Genomic DNA, 18,198 nt, shown 5'->3' on the forward strand with positions numbered 1-18,198 from the left:
CCGTTTGATTTGAGGAGAGCCGAAAGATGGCAATCACAGCAGCAATGGTTAAAGAACTGCGCGACAGCACAGGCGCAGGCATGATGGACGCGAAAAAAGCGCTGACCGAAACCGGCGGCAACATGGACGAGGCCGTTGACTGGCTGCGTACCAAAGGTCTGGCCAAGGCGGCCAAGAAATCCGGTCGTACTGCCGCCGAAGGTCTGGTTGCTGTTCACGTCAACGGTGGCAACGGTGTTGCGGTCGAAGTGAACTCGGAAACCGACTTCGTTGCGAAAAACGCTGAGTTCCAGGAAATGGTCGGCAAGATCGCATTTGCAGCCGAAGGCGTTGCAGATGTTGACGCTCTGCTGGCGGCTGACCTGGGTGGCAAATCCGTTGCCGACACCCTGACCGACAAGATCGCCACCATTGGTGAGAACATGTCGGTACGTCGCATGGCGAAACTGTCGGGCGACACTGTTGTGTCCTACGTCCACAACGCAGCCACCAACGGCATGGGCAAAATCGGCGTTCTGGTCGCTCTGACCGGTGGCGACGAAGCGATCGGCAAGCAGGTTGCGATGCACATCGCGGCTGTGAACCCGGCTGCTCTGTCCGAAGCGGACATGGACCCGGCGGTTGTCGAGAAGGAAAAGCAGGTTCAGATGGACATCGCCCGCGAATCCGGTAAGCCGGAGCAGGTGATCGAGAAGATGATCGAAGGTCGCATGAAGAAATTCGTGGCTGAATCGACCCTTCTGAACCAGTCGTTTGTTGTGAACCCTGACCTGACCGTTGAAGCAGCCGCCAAAGAAGCAGGCGCAACCATCACCGGCTTCATCCGTTTGGAAGTTGGCGAAGGCATCGTGGTCGAAAAAGAAGACTTCGCAGCCGAAGTTGCCAAAGCCGCGCAAGGCTAAGATGTTTGGCCGAACCCTTACGTGGGGTTCGGCACCTTATCGGAACCGGTCACGGACAGCGTGGCCGGTTTTTTCGTTTGGACAATAAAAAAGACGCCGCAGCGCCTGAAATTCAAGGATAGGGTTGGGGGGCCCCGCATGATGGGGATGGTCGAGGCCCCCCAGTGTTTCCGGCAAAGGTACGTGGACGAATAGACGCCCCTGTGCCAGAGCGGTTGGAGAGCCCTGAAATTACAAAGATCCAACCAAATGTTCCCAGGCTAAAGCCACCACTCACGGAACGATATCATTTTGCAACCTTGGGCCCGGATTCGGAAAGTCATGATTTCCTTACCTAAGGTAAATTGATGCAAATTAGCGTCAAATTCTTGGTGTTATGCCTCTATTTTGAACATCTGATTTTGCAATGACGCCTTCAGCACGGCCTGAGCGGTGGTTTCAACCGACAGCGATTCTCGGGCTAGCCTCAAATGCTTTTCGACTGTCGCCGCGGTTAAGCCCATCAACAGGGCGATATCTTGCGTGGTCTTGCCATCCCCAACCCATTCCAGCGCTTCACGTTGGCGATTGGTCAACGCTCGATTCGGAGCATTGTAGGGCAGCGTAAGAATTTTCAGATGCGCCACGTTATTCATGAGAAGAATGTCATCGCCATGTTCAGCCCAGATCGCATCGACTTCTTGTTGTGACCGGCCGCCAGAGGCAGAAAGCGAGATCGCACCTTTCGATCTAAAAGAAACCGAGTTGAAGCTGACCGTATAGCCTGCGACGACCCCCAACGACCGATTGAACTCGACCACTTTCCGTTCTTGCGGCGATAGGGTGCCATCCAAAAGCATGTCCTGCGTCATTTGCCAGCTTGCAGCGCCTTCGTTCTCAAGCGCCCATTTCAACATAGGGGCGTTGAAATAAAGCCCATCTCGCAGGAACCCATCCAAGTAGTCCTTGCCATGGTTCGTCAGGATCGTGAAGTCCTCGGGGTCACCCAGGGAAGTTTCAGTTTTGTAGCGCGTAAAGCCGTATAGCAGGCGATCAAACCCATATCCGGCCATCTGACGGCAATGGGCATCCCAAAGCTCCTCAAGCGATTTGACATAGCTGAGAAAGTGCAAATACGCGTCCAGCTTCATGCGCCAACCTCGCCGTCCAGATAGCCCGCCAGTGCGTCCAACGCCAATACGTAGCTTCGCGTTCCAAAGCCGCAAATCTGACCCAACGCAACCTTTGAGATATAGGATTGGTGTCGGAATGGCTCTCGCGCATGGATGTTTGACAGATGAACCTCAACCACCGGCAGGTCGACAGAAGAAATCGCGTCCATCAGAGCAATAGAAGTATGCGTATAAGCTCCAGCGTTCAGAATAATCCCGTTCTGGACACCTTTCGCCGCATGGATCGCGTCGATCAATTCGCCCTCATGATTTGACTGCAAGGTCGAAACGTCAATTCCTATTTTTTTTCCATGGTTAAAGCACAATTCCTCAACCATTTTTAAAGTGGTGCTACCATAAACCTCGGGCTGGCGCGTCCCCAGCAAATTCAAGTTTGGGCCGTTCAAAATCAGAGCTTTGTGCATCGTCTCACTGTTCCCATTTATGAGTTTCTTAAACACGAAGGGGTGCCCGAGTCTACTGCTCGCGCACTTATCGCGCGAGCAGGTGTGTTTCTAAACAACGTAGACCGCCTCTGATGCGGAAGTTTCAGGGCATCGACACGACGACTTTACCCAGCACGGACCGATCTGCCAGCTTCACCAGCGCGTCTTGCGCTTGTTCCAGTGGGAAAGTGGCGCTGATTTGCGGTTTGATCTTGTCTTCGCCATACAACCTGAACAAATCGTTGATGTTTTGCGTGTGACCCGCTGGATCCCGGAACACGGATGCTCCCCAGAAAACACCGACAATTTGGCACCCTTTAAGAAGCGGCAGGTTGAGGGGTATCTTGGGAATTCCGGCGGGAAACCCGACTACAAGGTATCGACCATTCCACGCCATACTGCGCAGTGCAGGTTCGGCATAGTCACCTCCGACCGCGTCATAGACCACGTCGACACCCAAAGGTCCGGCCATCGCCTTGATTTCACCCGAAAAGGCTTTCTGCGCATCGCGGTCCATCTGATGGTCGTAGACGATCACCTCATCTGCGCCAATCTTACGGCAGAATTCGGCTTTTTCTTGCGAAGATACAGCCGCAATCACCCGCGCACCCTGTGCCTTTGACAATTCAATCGCAGCTGTCCCAACGCCGCCCGCTGCGCCCAGGACCAAAACAGTTTCGTCTGCCCGCAGGTGCGCCCGGTCTTTCAATGCATGGTATGAGGTGCCGTAGGTAAATATGAAACAAGCGGCATCCTCGAACGGCATCGATTGCGGAAACTTAACCGCTGTCGACGCCTTGATCGTCATATGAGTCGCGAATCCCCCATGGCCGGTCAAGGCAAGAACACGGTCCCCGACCTCAAAACCCGCGACATCCTCACCAATGGCCAGAACTTCGCCCGCAATCTCACCACCGGGTGCAAAGGGTCTGGGGGGCTTGATCTGGTACAGGTCTCGGATCATCAGAGTGTCGGGGTAATTGACCCCTGCGGCCTTAACACCAATCAGCAACTCGCCTTTTCCCGGTTCCGGATCGGGCAGGGTGGTGAGTTCCAAAGTTTCCGGTCCACCCGGGGCGACGCTGAGTAAAGCTTGCATGTTGGCCCTATTGTCCTTGTTATTGATTCAGGAGGAAGTTTGGCGCAGCAGCGGGTGTTGTCAAGAAACCGACGAGGTGCAACCCTCGGTCGATCAGCCGTATGCGATTGCGCCAAATAAATGATCGAGGAGCACACTATGACGCCCGAAACCCTATTTTCCTTGCATGGGAAGACAGCATTTGTGACCGGGGGCGCCACCGGAATTGGGCGCATGGCTGCTGAGGCATTGGTTCGGGCTGGTGCGCGGGTTCTGATTGCGTCGCGCAAGGCTGACGCGTGTGAAGCCGTCGCCGCGGAACTAAACGCTCTGGACGCGCCGGGAACCGCCGAAGGGTTCGGTGGGGACGTTGGGACAAAGGAGGGCATCGAAGCGTTGGCGTCCGAGGTTCAAAAGCGGACGGACCAACTTGATATCCTTATGAATAATGCCGGTGTATCTTGGGGTGCGCCGATGGGACAGTTTCCCTATGAGGCATGGGACAAAGTCATGTCGATCAACGTTGCGGGTATCTTTGATCTGACCCAAAAACTGTTGCCAATTTTGATGAAGTCAGGAACCCCCGAGGACCCGGCCCGCGTGGTCAATGTGGGCTCGGTGATGGGTGAGGTGCCAATGGGCGATGGCGCATACAGCTATTCGGCCTCGAAAGCGGCTGTATTGCATCTGACCAAGATCATGGCAAAGGAATTGTCACCGTATCACGTGACCGTCAACGCGCTGGCTCCTGGTCCTTTTGTGTCGCGGATGACCGCCTTTGCAACGGCCGACACAGATACACGGGACAGGGTGGGTAAATCGGTTCCACTTGGCCGCGTCGGCAGCGAAGACGATATCGCAGGATGCATGCTGTTCCTGTGCGGCCGGGGAGGGAGTTATGTAACGGGCGCGGTCATTCCTGTCTCTGGTGGAATCAATGTTGTGACCGCCGGAAACATTTTCGCCGAAGCGCTTTAAGATCGCATTGGAGGGAGCTGAAATGGCGAATAGTTCGACATTGGACCTTGATGCCGCCGACCGGTATCTCAGCGCACATTTGGAAGGGTATCAAGGCCCGCTGCAAGCCACCAAGTTCGATGTCGGGCAATCCAATCCCACCTTCGAATTGCGCACGCCTGCGAAGACTTATGTGCTGCGCCGTAAACCGCCCGGTACGTTGCTGAAATCGGCGCATGCTGTCGACCGCGAGTTTCGTGTTCAACGTGCGTTGGCAAACACCAACGTCCCTGTTCCTGCGATGTACCTGCTGTGCGAAGACGACGGCGTTATTGGTTCAGAATTCTACGTGATGGAACGTCTTCAAGGGCGCGGCTTTCTCGAGCCCACCATGGACGGCGAAAGCAATGAGACCCGAAAAGGGGTTTTCGCCGAAATGAACCGAGTGCTGGCCGAACTGCATATGGTCGATATCGACGCGGTCGGTCTGTCTGACTACGGGCCTCCTGGAAACTACTTTGAACGGCAGATAGCGCGGTGGACCAAGCAGTACCGAGCCTCGGAAACCGACCGGATCGATGAGATGGACAGGCTGATTGCCTCTCTTGAAACGTCGTTGCCTGCGGATGACGGGCAACGGACATTGGTTCATGGCGACTACAGGATCGACAACATGTTGTTCGAGCGCGACGGAACGCGTTGTATAGGTGTTCTTGATTGGGAGCTATCGACAATCGGACATCCTTACGCAGACCTGGCCGCTGTCATCATGCAGTGGCAAATGCCGCCAGGAAAAGAAGGTCGGGGACTGGCAGGATTAGATCGAGAAAGCCTTGGTATCCCATCGGACCATCAGTTTATCGCAGAGTACTGTGAGCGCCGAGGGCTTCCGGCCATCGACAATTTTGGGTTTTATCTTGCTTTCAACTTCTTCCGCATGGCCGGTATTTTGCAGGGCGTTTACAAACGTGCTCTTGACGGCAATGCCTCTGATCCGAAACGTGCTATGAAATTAGGATCTTATGTTCCGATGTTCGCGCAACATGGATTGATGGCGATGAAGGGATCCTAACGATTTTCAAATGCTGGCCCTATGCAAGTTCCAGTTCGAGGTTCCCCAAACTGTTCTTGCCGAAAAACATCTCGGGCCCGCTGAAAAGGGTCGGCACCCCGAACACTCCGCGCCTGACAGCAGCTTTGGTTTGATCCTTCAGTTGCTGTTTCACATCCGGACTGCTGATGGCTTCGCGTAGTTTGCGGACAGGCAAGTCGTTCTCTTGCAGGATTTCGGTTAGTACATTGATCTCATCAACTTTTTGCCCATGCACCCAAATTGCATCAAAAACAGATTTTATGTATCTGTCTTCCCATGATTTTCCAGAGGCATAGATCGCCCCGCGCATGGCGAATTTTGTATTGATTGGAAAATGTGGGCTCATGTGAAAGCTCAGGCCGCGGCGCCTGGCAAAACGATGCAGGTCATGCGTCAGATATGCTGTTTTTTGTCTGTTTTCGGAATAGGCTTGAAACGGGCCCTGATTGTTGGTGGCCTTGAATATTGTGCTTAGCAAAACCGGGACGTTGGTCACTGAAACATCGTGGCGATTCGCCAGTTCAGGAAGAACCTTGTGTGCCAGATAGGCATTTGGACTGCAAAAGTCGTAAACGAATTCTATGGTTTGTGTCACTTTTCTCACTCCCGACCGGTAATCGTTGAAAAAGCACTCACCACAAAAACGAATCTGTTGTGTGACGAGCTTACCATCTCGCCGCAGTATTCAGCCCAGTGTAAATGGGTTTGCTTGAATTCCTCTGTTCATTTTGGGCGTCCTTGCGCAGTGTAAGGCACGTGTATTTCAGGAGACTGTGCGCCCATGATTTGTCCGCCTGGCTTTGACGCCGATCGATTGGATCGTATCCGGATTTGGATGCAGCGCTATGTGGATGATCGGAAATATGCCGGCAGCTCGTTTCTTATGCGCAAAGGGCAAGACGAGGTTCTGTTCCACGCTGCCGGACACCGCAGCAAAGAACAAAGCCTGCCATTCGAAAGAGATACGATCGCTCGCATTTATTCGATGACAAAGCCCATTACGTCGGTCGCTATTATGATGTTGGTCGAACAAGGGTTGATCCACTTAGATGCGCAAGTGTCCGATTTTATTACCGAATTTCGGAATGTTCAGGCGCTGATCCCCGGTGCCGAATGTCTGGATCAAACCGAGGATGCGCAACCCCCGACACTGCACCATCTTTTGACCCATACCAGCGGTCTCAGCTATCCGTTCAACCCTGGTGTCCTTCCCGCAGCGATGAATGAGATGGACCTGATCTTTTCAGCTGACCAAGGCCTCCTTAAGGACCGGGTACGTGAATTGGCGACGCTGCCGCTCGCGTTTCAGCCGGGCTCCCGTTGGGAATATTCAGTCGGGATAGACGTTTTGGGCCGCGTCGTCGAAATCGTATCTGGCCAACCGCTGGACAAGTTTTTCCAAGCTCAGGTGTTCGACCCGTTGGGAATGACCGAGACGGGCTTCAGGGTTCCCAAAGGGGCAGGGGACAGGTTTGCGTCGCTCTACACACCGCTATCCGGTGACGCCATGGCGCTGAACGCCGCCAAGGAAAGCACGGATACTCTGAGACTGGTTGACGAACCGGGCACATCGCCGTTTGAACGAACCACCACATTCTCGGGCGGAGGAGGTCTGGTCGGAACGATTGACGATTACGCAAAATTTGCGGATATGCTCAGAAACCGAGGCAGCCTGAATGGGCAGCGTCTGCTGGGGCCAAAAACTGTAGACTTCATGATGGTCAATCACTTACCGGCTGACATTGCATCGATGGGTCCACAGAGTTTCGCCGAACAGCCGATGGAGGGAACCGGGTTCGGTCTGGGTGGAGCAGTAGTTATGAACCCCGGCCGCACACGCACTCCGGGCTCGGTCGGAGATTTCAGTTGGGGTGGTATGGCCTCGACATTCTTCTGGTTGGACCGGGTCAATGACCTCACTGCCGTGTTCTTTACTCAGCTTTCGCCATCTAGCTCTTATCCTTCACGCGCTGAGCTCAAGGCGCTTGTCCTAGGGGCAATGATTGATTGATCGGAACAGCGCTGATACCTGTCTCACACGACCCTAACGGAGAGCTGTCATGACCGAAGCCGAACGCGTTCTGCTGGACCTGTTGAATGTCGAAAGGCTGGAGGTTGACTTGTATCGCGGCACCGGGTCGGGCGGAGAAACACCTAAACGGATCTTTGGCGGGCAGGTCGTATCGCAGGCCCTTGCCGCAGCGTACAGGACCGTCGAAGACCGGCTATGCCATTCGCTTCATGCCTATTTCATAAGACCGGGTGATCCAAGCATTCCCGTGATTTATCAAGTGGATCGCGCCCGAGATGGAGGTTCGTTCACAACCCGTCGCGTGGTCGCCATACAGCATGGCAAACAGATTCTGAACATGTCTGCTTCGTTTCATATCGTTGATGAAGGTTGGGATCATCACCACCCAATGCCTACGATGGAGGCGCCTGAAAATTATCCAGCGCGCACTGATCTGAGGAACAAGTATGTCGATCTTGTTCCCGAAAAATTGCAGGGTGAGTTATTGCGAGAGCGTCCGATCGAAGTTCGCGAGGCAAGCCATTTAAATCCTTTTGCGCCGGAAAAGTCCGATGATCGAAATCAGGTATGGTTTCGGATGAATGCCGCAGCACAAGCCGATCAAATCACGCAACAACTCCTTCTGACTTATGCGTCGGATATGTATCTGATGAGCTCGGGGATGCGCCCCCATGGGTTAAGCTGGTTCACCGGCGAAGTGAATGGTGCCAGCCTGGACCACGCGCTTTGGTTCCATGCACCTGTTTATTTTGAGAACTGGCACCTCTATGCGATGGATTCGCCTTGGACCGGGCGAGGGCGCAACTTCAACCGCGGATCAATCTATTCTCAGGATGGCACACTGGTCGCTTCGGTTGCGCAAGAAGGTTTGATGCGCAAAGCCAAGAGGACAGTTTAGTTATTCTCGATAAACACTTGGTTTAACTTCCGCATTCCGCCAAGCCAGCGCTCATAGTCTCCGGCTTTGTGTCGGATGTACTCTAACACCTGAGGATGCGGAAGGATCAGAAATTGCTCGGCCTCTATGCCTTTGACGCACGCATCAGCAACGTCCTCCGGCTCAAGCATGCCATCAATTGAGGCAACCGAGGTCTCATGACCTTTGGTCATATCGGATCGAACGGCCTGAGGACATAAGACAGATACGCGCAGTCCTTTGTGACCATATGTCAAAGACAGCCATTCGGCGAAACCAACGGCGGCGTGTTTGGTGACGCCATATGGTGCCGCGCCGGGCTGATTCAACAATCCGGCTGCAGACGCAGTCGTAAGGATGTAGCCGCCGCCCCGCGACACCATGCGCGGCACCAGATGGCGCGCGGTCCAAACATGAGACATGACATTGATCTTCCAGATCCTGTCCCAGTCCTCGTCGGGGACGTCCAGACCTCCTAACGTCAAAATGCCGGCATTCGCGCAGAAAAGATCAATGGACCCAATGTCTTCTTCGACGGTATTGATTAAGTCTCTGACGCTGGCTTCACTGGATACGTCGCAATGAAATGCGTGGCCACCAATCTCATTTGCAATGTCCGCAGCACCGGCGTGATCGAGATCCGAGCAAACAACTGTCGCACCTTCGGCAGCAAAACGACGGGCGAGACCTTCGCCGATACCACCGGCTGCACCTGTTATAACGACGGTTTTGTCATTTAGTTTCATCAATCACTCCAAAGCCACGGGTTCAATTCGTGATCCTATGGTATCGGTAAAGAATGGAAAGTCGCATCCCATCCCATGCGTTAAATTACCATAATACCAATTACGCGATATTTAGTAGAAGGCTTGCAGGCCCGTTTGTGCGCGCCCGAGGATCAACGCGTGGACGTCATGGGTGCCTTCATAAGTGTTTACGGTCTCGAGGTTCACCATATGCCGGATCACTTGGAATTCGAGCGATATTCCGTTGCCGCCATGCATGTCCCGCGCCAATCGTGCGATGTCCAAAGCTTTGCCGCAGTTGTTGCGCTTGACGAGCGAGATCATTTCAGGCGCAGCTTCGGCTTGGTCCATAAGACGCCCGACCCGCAGACTGCCTTGAAGCCCTAGCGCAATTTCAGTTTGCATGTCGGCCAGTTTACGCTGGAACAATTGTGTCTGGGCCAAAGGTTTGTCGAATTGCTTGCGATCCAACCCATATTGACGCGCAGCGTGCCAGCAGCATTCAGCAGCCCCCATCACACCCCAGCTGATGCCATAGCGTGCGCGGTTCAGGCAACCAAACGGACCTTTTAGGCCCTGAACATGCGGCAACAGTGCGGTCTCGTCGACCTCAACGCCGTCCAGAACGATTTCTCCGGTGATCGAGGCGCGTAGACTTAGTTTGTTCTGTATCTTCGGCGCGCTCAAACCCTTCAGCCCCTTGTCCAGGACAAATCCACGGATTTTCCCATCATGGGCGTCGGACTTGGCCCAGATAACGAAAACATCCGCAATGGGCGCGTTCGATATCCACATTTTGCTGCCGGTCAAACGGTAGCCACCATCAATTTTCTCGGCGCGGGTCTTCATACCGGCCGGATCCGAACCCGCATCAGGCTCGGTCAGGCCAAAACAGCCGATCCATTCGCCGCTGGCCAGTTTCGGAAGGTATTTGCGGCGCTGCTCTTCGCTGCCATATGCATAGATCGGGTACATGACCAGCGAGCTTTGGACCGACATCATGGAGCGATAACCCGAGTCGACACGCTCGACCTCGCGCGCAACAAGGCCGTATGAGACGTACCCGCCCCCTAGCCCGCCGTATTCCTCGGGGATCGTCGTTCCCAGCAGGCCCATCTGGCCCATTTCGCGGAAGATTTCAGGGTCCGTTTCTTCATTCTGAAACGCCTCGGTGACGCGTGATTGCAGCTTTTCCTGCGCGTAGGCCCGCGCGCTGGCCTCGATCATGCGTTCATCTTCTGTAAGCTGATCTGTCAGCCGGAACGGATCGTCCCAAGCAAACCGGCCCATGTCCGGAGCATCCTTGGCGCGCAGGGTCGGTTTGGTATCGGGGGCATTCATGGTCCATCTCCGCTCTGTCAGGTTTGACGCAACCTAGCTTTACCGACAGGTAAAAGACAGAAAGAGTTTGGCAATACCTTATGAGAAAAACTCATAGGGTAACATGCGCCCTACCCCAACGCGTAACCTGCGCCCCGAACAGTTCTGACCGGGTCTGCACCGCCATGCTGGGTCAAAGCCTTTCGCAGGCGACCGATATGCACGTCCACGGTGCGAGTATCGACATAGATGTCGCGTCCCCACACCCGGTCGAGCAGTTGTTCGCGGCTCCAGACACGGCCGGGTTTTTCCATGAACGTGCTCAGCAGCCGGAACTCGGTTGGGCCGAGTTTCAGAGGCTTGCTATTCCGGCTGACTTTATGCGTTTCCGAGTCAAGGATGATATCATCAAACTCTAGCCGAATGCCAACAGTCGCCGGGCGCACACGGCGCAATTGTGTGCGTACGCGTGCCATCAGTTCGACCACCGAGTACGGCTTGACCACATAGTCATCCGCACCGGTTTCCAGACCACGAACCTTGTCGACCTCTTCCGTGCGGGCCGACAGCATGATGATCGGAATTGACCGTGTGTCAGGGCGCGATTTGAGGCGGCGGCAGACTTCGATCCCGCTCAGGTTGGGCATCATCCAGTCCAACACGATGATATCCGGGCTGTCTTCATCCACCAGCAGCATGGCTTCGTCACCGCTGGCGGCCTTGGAGACGCGGAACCCTTCTGCCTCGAGGTTATAGGCCAGCACTTCACGCTGTGCTGGCTCATCCTCAACGACCAGAACTGTAGGCTGATCTGCAGACATGGATCAGATCTCCTGCGGGATTTGGGACGTCGTGTCCGCCTTTGGGCGGGCCTCGGTCGGGCGTTCGCCGGTCACCAGATAGACAACCTGCTCCGCGATCGCGGTGACATGATCGCCCATGCGTTCGATGTTTTTGGCGATGAAATGCAAGTGCATACAGGACGAGATGTTGCGTGGGTCTTCCGCCATGAAAGTCAGAAACTCGCGGAACAACCCGTTATACATCTGGTCCACTTCTTCGTCGCGGTTAATGACGTCGGTCGCCAGTTCTGCGTCGCGCTGGATATAAGCGTCCAAAGCGTCGCGCAGCATCCGCTCAACCTCGCGCGCCATGCGGCGCAGGGCGGCGGCGCTGCCGTTGATCTCGCCCGCATTGACCAGAACCGTCGTCCGTTTGGCAATATTCTTGGAATAATCACCGATGCGTTCAAGGTTGCCGGACACTTTCAAGACAGAAAGGACCAGACGCAAGTCGCTCGCAGTCGGCGCTCGCAGCGCGATCAGACGCGCGGTTTCCTCGTCAATCAATTCTTCCAACGCGTCGATGGCCTTGTCGCCCTGCCGGACTTCTTGGGCCAATTCTTCGTCTCGGGTCTCCAGTGATCTCGCGGCGCTCATGATGGCGGCCTCGACCAGTCCGCCCATCTTCATGATATGAGCCTGAATCGCCTCGAGGTCGCGGTCGAATGCGGATGCAATATGTTGTTCGCTCATGGTCTGATACCTGTCCTCAGCCGATCCGGCCGGTGATATAGCTTTCGGTGCGGGGATCTTCGGGGTTGGTGAAGATTTGCCCCGTCTCGCCGAACTCGACGAGGTTGCCGAGGTGGAAGAATGCAGTTTTCTGGCTAACCCGCGCGGCCTGCTGCATCGAGTGGGTCACGATCACCACCGAGTAGCGCGAGCGCAGTTCGTCGATCAGTTCCTCAACCTGCGCGGTTGCAATCGGGTCCAGGGCCGAGCACGGCTCGTCCATCAGCAGAACCTCAGGCTCGGTCGCGACGGCGCGGGCGATACATAGGCGCTGCTGCTGACCGCCCGACAGGCCGGTGCCGGGGGCATCCAGACGATCCTTGACCTCATCCCAGATCGCACCGCGACGCAGGGATTTCTCAACGATCTCATCCAGCTCCGCCTTGTTCTTGGCAAGGCCGTGGATGCGCGGGCCATAGGCCACGTTGTCATAGATCGACTTTGGGAACGGGTTCGGCTTTTGGAACACCATACCCACCTTGGCGCGCAACTGCACCGGGTCAACGCGTTTGTCATAGATATCCTCGCCATCCAGCAGGATATCGCCTTCGACCCGGCAGATGTCGATCGTGTCGTTCATCCGGTTCAGGCAGCGCAGGAAGGTGGACTTGCCGCAGCCCGAAGGGCCGATGAAGGCGGTCACGGTCTTGTCTTCGATCTGAACATCCACGTCCTTGATGGCGTGGGTGTCGCCGTAATAGACCTGAACCTTGTTCGCGGCGATTTTAATGGCTTTGGAGTCCACGGCTCTCTCCACTCGTGTCATGTCGTTCATAATAAGCCCCTTACCAGCGGCGTTCAAAGCGGCGGCGCAGGATGACCGCGATGGTGTTCATTGTCACAAGGAAGATCAACAGGATGATGATGCCCCCCCATGCGCGTTCATAAAAGGCCGGGTCAGCGCGCTTGGACCATTCGTAGATCTGCGCCGGCATGGCCGAGTTCGGCGACAGGAAGCCCGCCACCAGCCCGTCGGGCGGGTTCGAGGCGATAAAGCCCACCATCCCGATCAGCAGCAGCGGCGCGGTTTCGCCAAGCGCCTGTGCCAGACCAATGATGGTTCCGGTCAGGATACCGGGCGCGGCCAGCGGTAGAACATGGTGGAACACCGCCTGCATTTTCGAGGCCCCTACCCCAAGCGCCGCATCGCGGATCGACGGCGGCACCGCCTTGAGCGACGCGCGGGTCGAGATGATGATCGTCGGCAGCGTCATCAGCGTCAGCACCAGACCGCCCACCAGCGGGGCTGAGGTCGGCAGGTGCATGTAGTTGATGAAGACAGCCAGACCCAGAATACCGAACACGATCGAAGGCACAGCGGCCAGGTTCGAGATGTTGACCTCGATGATATCTGTCAGACGGTTCTGCGGCGCAAACTCCTCAAGATAGATCGAGGCGGCCACCCCAATCGGCAAAGCCAGCGCCAACACAACGAACATCATGAATAGCGAGCCCAGCATCGACACACCGATCCCCGCGGCCTCGGGCCGTTGGTCAGAGGCATCAGAGCCGAAGATGAAATCCGGATTGAACGCTTTGTACAGCACACCCGCATCCCGCAGTTGATCGACGAAATCCAGCTGGGCCACCGTGATACTCTTGTCATTGGCAATGGACTCGCGGGTCACGCGGCCCTTCATGTAGCCATCTACGCGGCTGTTGACCAGAAAGCGGAAGCTGACGGTTTTGCCGATCTCATCAGGGTTTGCGATCACATAGTTCCGCAGTTCAGCCTGTGCGGCTTTGGACAAGATCTTACCCATGTCCTTGGGCGAAAGATCGGTCTGGATACCCAGTTCCTGCACCTCGGCCTCAACCGCCGCCGCAATCAGCGGCGCGTACCCAAAGGTCGAGACCTTCTTGATATCCTCGATATTGCGGTTGCCCTTCTTGTCCAGCTTGTCTTCTTTCAGCTCAACATTCAGTTCAAGGAACGTCTGCTGGAACGCGCCGGTGCCTGCGGTCACAATGTTTGTCACCAGCACGATCAGCATCAGCAGGCCGATACCGATGGCAGCAATCCCATACATCTTAAACCGGGATTCAGCCGCATTGCGCTTTTTGGTGCGGGCGTCCATTTCGAACAGCGACCCGTGTTTGGAGGGCGCCTCGGGCGCTGCGCCGGGGGTTTGGGAAATATCGGTCATTCGTACTGCTCCCGGTATTTGCGCACGATATAGAGGGCGAAGATATTCAGCCCCAGCGTGATGATGAACAAGGTCAGACCCAGCGCAAAGGCCACCAGCGTTTCGGGGCTGGCAAAGTCGGTATCGCCGGTCAGCTGGCTGACGATCCGGGTTGTGATCGTGGTCATCGCCTCGAACGGGTTGCCCGAGAATTTGGCGATTGCACCGGCGGCCATCACAACGATCATCGTCTCACCGATGGCGCGGCTGGCGGCCAGCAGGATCGCACCCACGATCCCCGGCAGAGCGGCCGGCAGAACTACCTGACGGACGGTTTCGGAATGCGTCGCGCCAAGACCCAAAGAGCCGTCGCGCATCGACTGCGGTACCGCGTTGATGATGTCATCAGACAGCGACGACACGAATGGGATCAGCATGATGCCCATAACCAGACCCGCCGTCAGAACCGCGTTGGAACTGGCCATCCAGCCCACTCCGAATGCACCGCCTTCGCCGAACATTGACACGAGCGCGGGGCCAACCGTCAGCAGGGCAAAAAGACCGTAGACGATGGTTGGGATACCGGCGAGGATCTCCAGTAACGGTTTGGCAATCGACCGCGTTGCGCCCGATGCGTATTCGGACAGATAGATCGCTGCGAACAGGCCGATTGGCACCGCCACTAGAAGCGCAATCAATGAGATATAAAGCGTGCCCCACAGAAGCGGTAGGATTGATAGTTCCGAGCCCCCTCGGAAGTTCGGGGCCCAGGTACTGCCGAAGAAGAAATCCTTCCACGAATGCAGCTGGAAGAAGTTCATCGTCTCGAACAGCATCGACAGAACGATGCCCACGGTCGTCAGGATCGCGATGGAGGCAGCCAGCAGCAGCAGCGCCAGAACGCCCTGTTCTACCACGTTGCGCGCACGGAACTCCTTGTGCGTACGGATATAGGCAAAGGCTGCGCCCAACAGTGCAACCGCGAGCACGATCACCTGCATCGCCACCGTTCCGGTACCGGTCATGCTGCGATAGGTTTGTGCCGCAACCAGAATGGGTTGGGTGATATCCTGCGTCAGCACCTGCCCTGCGTCTTTCAGCGTCTGGGTCAGCTGTGCGATGTCAGCATTCGCGTCTTGAGCCTGCGCCTGCGTCAAAGCGCCGGCGGCCACCGCGCCCTCAAGACCATCCGCCACCCGGCGGACTTCGCTCATGATCAGGCCCCGGTCGGACCCTTCGGGGATCGCGCTGTCGGGGATCATGCCCGTCACGGTGCTGTTCACGAAAACAGGTTGCGCCAGCAGCCAGACAATCAGTACCCCGATGGCAGGGACCAGCGCCGTCAGCGCGACATTGTAGCCATAGTAGGACGGCAGTGAGTGCAGATCACGCGCATCCCCTCCGGCACTTGCCAAAGCACGGGAGCGGCCCGTGAAAAATCCGATCACTGCCAGTGCAAGCAGGATGATCAACAGCCAGGATAATGCCATGGGAACTCCGTGGGGATGGCAGTGGTGGAGTCAAAAAGAACCGGGGCGCGCGAAACGCCCCGGTTCTACAGAGTTAAAGGCTTAGGAGCCGCCGCCCAGAACGGTTTCGTTCGCAACAGCTTCCTGAACTTTTACCAGCTCGGGATCCGAAACCAGGCCGTATTCGGCCAGCGGGCCGTCGGGGCCAGCGATCTCGTCTGCGACGAAGAACTCAGCATATTCTTTCAGGCCAGGGATCACGCCGATATGGGCTTTCTTGACGTAGAAGAACAGCGGACGCGACACAGGGTATTCGCCGGTTGCGATCGACTCGGTTGAAGGCACGATGCCGGACATGGTCGCAACCTGCAGCTTGTCGGTGTTGTTCTCGTAGAACGCCAGACCAAAGACGCCGATGCCGTCTTTGTTGCTGTCGATACGCGCCAGAGTTTCCGTGTAGTCGCCGTCAATGTCGACCGACACGCCGTCGGTGCGGATCGCGATGCACTGTTTTTCGGCTGCTTTCTTGTCGTCACCGGCTGCTGCCTTGAACACTTCGAAATCGCCCAGGTGCTCACAACCTGCCAGGATAACCTTGTCTTCGAACACTTCACGGGTGCCGTGCTTGGTGCCCGGGATGAAGGTTGCGATCGGCTGCGCCGGGAAGTCCGGGTTTACGTCGGCCCAGGTCTTGTTGGGGTTGTCGACAACTTCACCGTCTACGACGATTTTGGCTGCCAGAGCTTTGTACCAGTCTTCCGGCGTGAACTCGAACGAGTTGCCGTTGATGTCGGATGCGAAAACGATGCCGTCATAACCGATCTGAACTTCGATGATGTCGGTTACGCCGTTTTCGGCGCAGGCTTTGATCTCTTTTTCGCGGATGGCGCGCGATGCGTTGGCCACGTCGATGGTGTTTTCGCCAACACCTTCGCAGAAGCGCTTGAGGCCAGCCGAGGAACCGCCCGATTCAACAACCGGTGTCGGGAAGTCAAAGTTTTCACCGAAGGCTTCGGCAACGATCGAGGCGTAAGGCAGAACGGTCGAGGAACCGGCAACCTGAACTTGATCACGTGCAGCAGCAGTAGTGGCCGAAACGGCAGCAATCGCCAGAGCAGAAGCCGACAGTTTTACAAAGGACATTTCAGTCTCCTTGAGAAAGATAACAAATGATCACCCCCATGATGATCTTGGGCGAACCCCTAGAACCCGCGCGTAAGCCTTTTGTGACAAGTTTGTAACGGTTTTATGACAACTGAATTTGTTTCCACGTGACCCGGCGTAAACGTACAGAAAGCAGACAACCTGGTCGGACTTTCAGGGGCATCACGAACTTGATGTCACCGGGGCAAAATGACTGTAAAAACAGAGCCTTTACCCAAGTCGCTTTCGACCCTAAGTCGCCCGCGATGGCGATTCACGATGTGTTTCACAATCGCCAGCCCCAGCCCTGTTCCACCAAGTTGCCGCGACCTGTGACTATCCGCGCGATAGAATCGTTCTGTCAGGCGCGGCAGGTGAACAGGGTCGATGCCCGGCCCCTTGTCTATCACCTGAACCCGCACTGCGGGTCCCCGCATCGCCGTATCCCGGTCCGAGGCCGTTGCATGAACGTCTACACGCCCACCACTGCCACCATACTTTATTCCGTTTTCAATCAGGTTGGTAAAAACCTGCCGTAATTGATCGCTGTCGCCAACTATCGACACAGGCCCATGTGTTTCGCCTAGAACCAGCTCGACGCCCGCGTCCTCTGCCAACGGGCGCAGGGAATTGATAATGGATTGCAACAGCCCGATCAGTTCCACCTGCTCTTTCGGGCGCACCCGTTCTTCACTTTCCACGCGGTTCAGTGAAAGTAAGTCGTCGACCAGACGGTTCATACGGCTGGCCTCGTCAGTCATGATCTGCAGAAACCTGTCCCGTGCGGCGACATCATCGCGTGCGGGTCCGCGCAGCGTTTCGATGAACCCCATCAAAGCCGTTAGCGGCGTGCGCAGCTCGTGGCTGACATTGGCGACAAAGTCTCGTCGCATCTGGCTGGCCTGTTCCAGATGTGTCACGTCCTGAAACGTCGCCAGAACTGCCCCGCCCGAGACGGCCCCCACCCCGTTCATATACCGGCATTCAACTTCGAAGGTTGTATCCTGCGCCCCGTCATTTGCCAGATGTCGGGTTCTGGTGGTGCCTTTCGAACGCAAGCTCTGTTCCATCGCGTCGATGACCTGCGGTTGCCGAAGGATCGTCGCGAAGTGGCGGGTCTCGATATTTTTGCCCAACATCGTCGTGGCGTCCGTGTTCGCAGCAATGATCCGCTCGGTCTGATCGACCAGCAAAGCTGGCATGGGAATGGCCGATACGAATTCGGCAAGAAGGTTTTCGGACATG

The 18,198-nt window shown here is 56.1% G+C and carries 18 protein-coding genes; 5 read left to right on the top strand and 13 right to left on the bottom strand.

Annotated features, from left to right (window positions below):
* Positions 1–26: 26 nt before the first annotated feature.
* Entirely contained in the window at positions 27–902 is an 876-nt protein-coding gene (gene tsf / locus ACR3EG_RS10975; RefSeq protein WP_170354186.1) for a translation elongation factor Ts, read from the top strand.
* A 374-nt stretch (positions 903–1,276) separates the two neighbouring features.
* On the opposite strand, the gene ACR3EG_RS10980 is transcribed toward tsf, so the two are convergent.
* From ACR3EG_RS10980 to ACR3EG_RS10990, 3 genes are all read right to left on the bottom strand, one after another.
* On the bottom strand, positions 1,277–2,032 hold the full coding sequence (locus ACR3EG_RS10980; protein ID WP_170751221.1) for a helix-turn-helix transcriptional regulator: 756 nt from the start codon (positions 2,030–2,032) through the stop codon (positions 1,277–1,279).
* Positions 2,029–2,478, bottom strand: coding sequence for a type II 3-dehydroquinate dehydratase (gene aroQ / locus ACR3EG_RS10985; RefSeq protein ID WP_480495660.1), 450 nt, complete (start codon positions 2,476–2,478; stop codon positions 2,029–2,031). Before aroQ ends, ACR3EG_RS10980 begins: the two co-directional genes overlap by 4 nt.
* Positions 2,479–2,602: 124 nt before the next feature.
* The gene (locus tag ACR3EG_RS10990; RefSeq protein ID WP_480495662.1) at positions 2,603–3,598 is read right to left on the bottom strand and encodes an NADPH:quinone oxidoreductase family protein; all 996 of its coding nucleotides are present in this window, start codon (positions 3,596–3,598) and stop codon (positions 2,603–2,605) included.
* A 138-nt stretch (positions 3,599–3,736) separates the two neighbouring features.
* Here ACR3EG_RS10990 and ACR3EG_RS10995 point away from each other — a divergent pair, with 138 nt between their 5' ends.
* Both ACR3EG_RS10995 and ACR3EG_RS11000 read left to right on the top strand, forming a co-directional pair.
* Positions 3,737–4,555 (top strand): SDR family oxidoreductase, encoded by an 819-nt coding sequence (locus tag ACR3EG_RS10995; RefSeq protein ID WP_480495664.1) that lies wholly within the window; start codon positions 3,737–3,739, stop codon positions 4,553–4,555.
* Between the two features lie 22 nt (positions 4,556–4,577).
* Positions 4,578–5,606: a phosphotransferase gene (locus ACR3EG_RS11000; protein ID WP_480495666.1), complete on the top strand. Its 1,029-nt coding sequence runs from the start codon at positions 4,578–4,580 to the stop codon at positions 5,604–5,606.
* A 19-nt stretch (positions 5,607–5,625) separates the two neighbouring features.
* On the opposite strand, the gene ACR3EG_RS11005 is transcribed toward ACR3EG_RS11000, so the two are convergent.
* The gene (locus tag ACR3EG_RS11005; RefSeq protein WP_480495668.1) at positions 5,626–6,222 is read right to left on the bottom strand and encodes a DsbA family protein; all 597 of its coding nucleotides are present in this window, start codon (positions 6,220–6,222) and stop codon (positions 5,626–5,628) included.
* A gap of 186 nt (positions 6,223–6,408) precedes the next feature.
* Here ACR3EG_RS11005 and ACR3EG_RS11010 point away from each other — a divergent pair, with 186 nt between their 5' ends.
* Both ACR3EG_RS11010 and ACR3EG_RS11015 read left to right on the top strand, forming a co-directional pair.
* The gene (locus ACR3EG_RS11010; protein WP_480495670.1) at positions 6,409–7,638 is read left to right on the top strand and encodes a serine hydrolase domain-containing protein; all 1,230 of its coding nucleotides are present in this window, start codon (positions 6,409–6,411) and stop codon (positions 7,636–7,638) included.
* A 49-nt stretch (positions 7,639–7,687) separates the two neighbouring features.
* Positions 7,688–8,557: an acyl-CoA thioesterase gene (locus ACR3EG_RS11015; RefSeq protein ID WP_480495672.1), complete on the top strand. Its 870-nt coding sequence runs from the start codon at positions 7,688–7,690 to the stop codon at positions 8,555–8,557.
* On the opposite strand, the gene ACR3EG_RS11020 is transcribed toward ACR3EG_RS11015, so the two are convergent.
* The 9 genes from ACR3EG_RS11020 to ACR3EG_RS11060 all read right to left on the bottom strand — a co-directional run bounded on the left by ACR3EG_RS11020 (position 8,554) and on the right by ACR3EG_RS11060 (position 18,197).
* Positions 8,554–9,321: an SDR family oxidoreductase gene (locus ACR3EG_RS11020; RefSeq protein WP_480495674.1), complete on the bottom strand. Its 768-nt coding sequence runs from the start codon at positions 9,319–9,321 to the stop codon at positions 8,554–8,556. The two genes, ACR3EG_RS11015 and ACR3EG_RS11020, sit on opposite strands and share 4 nt — an antisense overlap.
* A 111-nt stretch (positions 9,322–9,432) precedes the next feature.
* On the bottom strand, positions 9,433–10,662 hold the full coding sequence (locus ACR3EG_RS11025; RefSeq protein ID WP_480495676.1) for an acyl-CoA dehydrogenase: 1,230 nt from the start codon (positions 10,660–10,662) through the stop codon (positions 9,433–9,435).
* 110 nt (positions 10,663–10,772) lie between these two features.
* The gene (phoB, locus tag ACR3EG_RS11030; protein WP_170354175.1) at positions 10,773–11,462 is read right to left on the bottom strand and encodes a phosphate regulon transcriptional regulator PhoB; all 690 of its coding nucleotides are present in this window, start codon (positions 11,460–11,462) and stop codon (positions 10,773–10,775) included.
* 3 nt (positions 11,463–11,465) lie between these two features.
* Complete coding sequence (phoU, locus tag ACR3EG_RS11035; protein WP_170354174.1) at positions 11,466–12,176, bottom strand: phosphate signaling complex protein PhoU; 711 nt, start codon at positions 12,174–12,176, stop codon at positions 11,466–11,468.
* 16 nt (positions 12,177–12,192) lie between these two features.
* The gene (gene pstB / locus ACR3EG_RS11040) at positions 12,193–12,990 is read right to left on the bottom strand and encodes a phosphate ABC transporter ATP-binding protein PstB (RefSeq protein WP_170354173.1); all 798 of its coding nucleotides are present in this window, start codon (positions 12,988–12,990) and stop codon (positions 12,193–12,195) included.
* A gap of 10 nt (positions 12,991–13,000) precedes the next feature.
* Positions 13,001–14,362 carry a phosphate ABC transporter permease PstA gene (gene pstA, locus ACR3EG_RS11045; protein ID WP_480495679.1) on the bottom strand — a complete coding sequence of 454 codons (1,362 nt, stop codon included), beginning with the start codon at positions 14,360–14,362 and terminating at the stop codon, positions 13,001–13,003.
* Positions 14,359–15,831, bottom strand: a complete 1,473-nt coding sequence (gene pstC / locus ACR3EG_RS11050; protein ID WP_480495681.1) for a phosphate ABC transporter permease subunit PstC — start codon at positions 15,829–15,831, stop codon at positions 14,359–14,361. The genes pstA and pstC overlap by 4 nt, the downstream gene beginning before the upstream one ends.
* An 81-nt stretch (positions 15,832–15,912) precedes the next feature.
* Complete coding sequence (locus ACR3EG_RS11055; protein ID WP_170354170.1) at positions 15,913–16,953, bottom strand: substrate-binding domain-containing protein; 1,041 nt, start codon at positions 16,951–16,953, stop codon at positions 15,913–15,915.
* Positions 16,954–17,150: 197 nt separating this feature from the next.
* Positions 17,151–18,197 (bottom strand): PAS domain-containing sensor histidine kinase, encoded by a 1,047-nt coding sequence (locus tag ACR3EG_RS11060; RefSeq protein ID WP_480495684.1) that lies wholly within the window; start codon positions 18,195–18,197, stop codon positions 17,151–17,153.
* Position 18,198 lies beyond the last annotated feature (1 nt).

The organism is Ruegeria sp. AM7 (genome assembly GCF_056535965.1).

Excerpts from the sequence above, each read along its gene's own strand:
- tsf (WP_170354186.1), top strand. The coding sequence starts at position 27 with ATGGCAATCACAGCAGCAATGGTTAAAGAACTGCGCGACAGCACAGGC.
- ACR3EG_RS10980 (WP_170751221.1), bottom strand. The coding sequence starts at position 2,032 with ATGAAGCTGGACGCGTATTTGCACTTTCTCAGCTATGTCAAATCGCTT.
- aroQ (WP_480495660.1), bottom strand. The coding sequence starts at position 2,478 with ATGCACAAAGCTCTGATTTTGAACGGCCCAAACTTGAATTTGCTGGGG.
- ACR3EG_RS10990 (WP_480495662.1), bottom strand. The coding sequence starts at position 3,598 with ATGCAAGCTTTACTCAGCGTCGCCCCGGGTGGACCGGAAACTTTGGAA.
- ACR3EG_RS10995 (WP_480495664.1), top strand. The coding sequence starts at position 3,737 with ATGACGCCCGAAACCCTATTTTCCTTGCATGGGAAGACAGCATTTGTG.
- ACR3EG_RS11000 (WP_480495666.1), top strand. The coding sequence starts at position 4,578 with ATGGCGAATAGTTCGACATTGGACCTTGATGCCGCCGACCGGTATCTC.
- ACR3EG_RS11010 (WP_480495670.1), top strand. The coding sequence starts at position 6,409 with ATGATTTGTCCGCCTGGCTTTGACGCCGATCGATTGGATCGTATCCGG.
- ACR3EG_RS11015 (WP_480495672.1), top strand. The coding sequence starts at position 7,688 with ATGACCGAAGCCGAACGCGTTCTGCTGGACCTGTTGAATGTCGAAAGG.
- ACR3EG_RS11020 (WP_480495674.1), bottom strand. The coding sequence starts at position 9,321 with ATGAAACTAAATGACAAAACCGTCGTTATAACAGGTGCAGCCGGTGGT.
- ACR3EG_RS11025 (WP_480495676.1), bottom strand. The coding sequence starts at position 10,662 with ATGAATGCCCCCGATACCAAACCGACCCTGCGCGCCAAGGATGCTCCG.
- phoB (WP_170354175.1), bottom strand. The coding sequence starts at position 11,462 with ATGTCTGCAGATCAGCCTACAGTTCTGGTCGTTGAGGATGAGCCAGCA.
- phoU (WP_170354174.1), bottom strand. The coding sequence starts at position 12,176 with ATGAGCGAACAACATATTGCATCCGCATTCGACCGCGACCTCGAGGCG.
- pstB (WP_170354173.1), bottom strand. The coding sequence starts at position 12,990 with ATGAACGACATGACACGAGTGGAGAGAGCCGTGGACTCCAAAGCCATT.
- pstA (WP_480495679.1), bottom strand. The coding sequence starts at position 14,362 with ATGACCGATATTTCCCAAACCCCCGGCGCAGCGCCCGAGGCGCCCTCC.
- pstC (WP_480495681.1), bottom strand. The coding sequence starts at position 15,831 with ATGGCATTATCCTGGCTGTTGATCATCCTGCTTGCACTGGCAGTGATC.
- ACR3EG_RS11055 (WP_170354170.1), bottom strand. The coding sequence starts at position 16,953 with ATGTCCTTTGTAAAACTGTCGGCTTCTGCTCTGGCGATTGCTGCCGTT.
- ACR3EG_RS11060 (WP_480495684.1), bottom strand. The coding sequence starts at position 18,197 with ATGTCCGAAAACCTTCTTGCCGAATTCGTATCGGCCATTCCCATGCCA.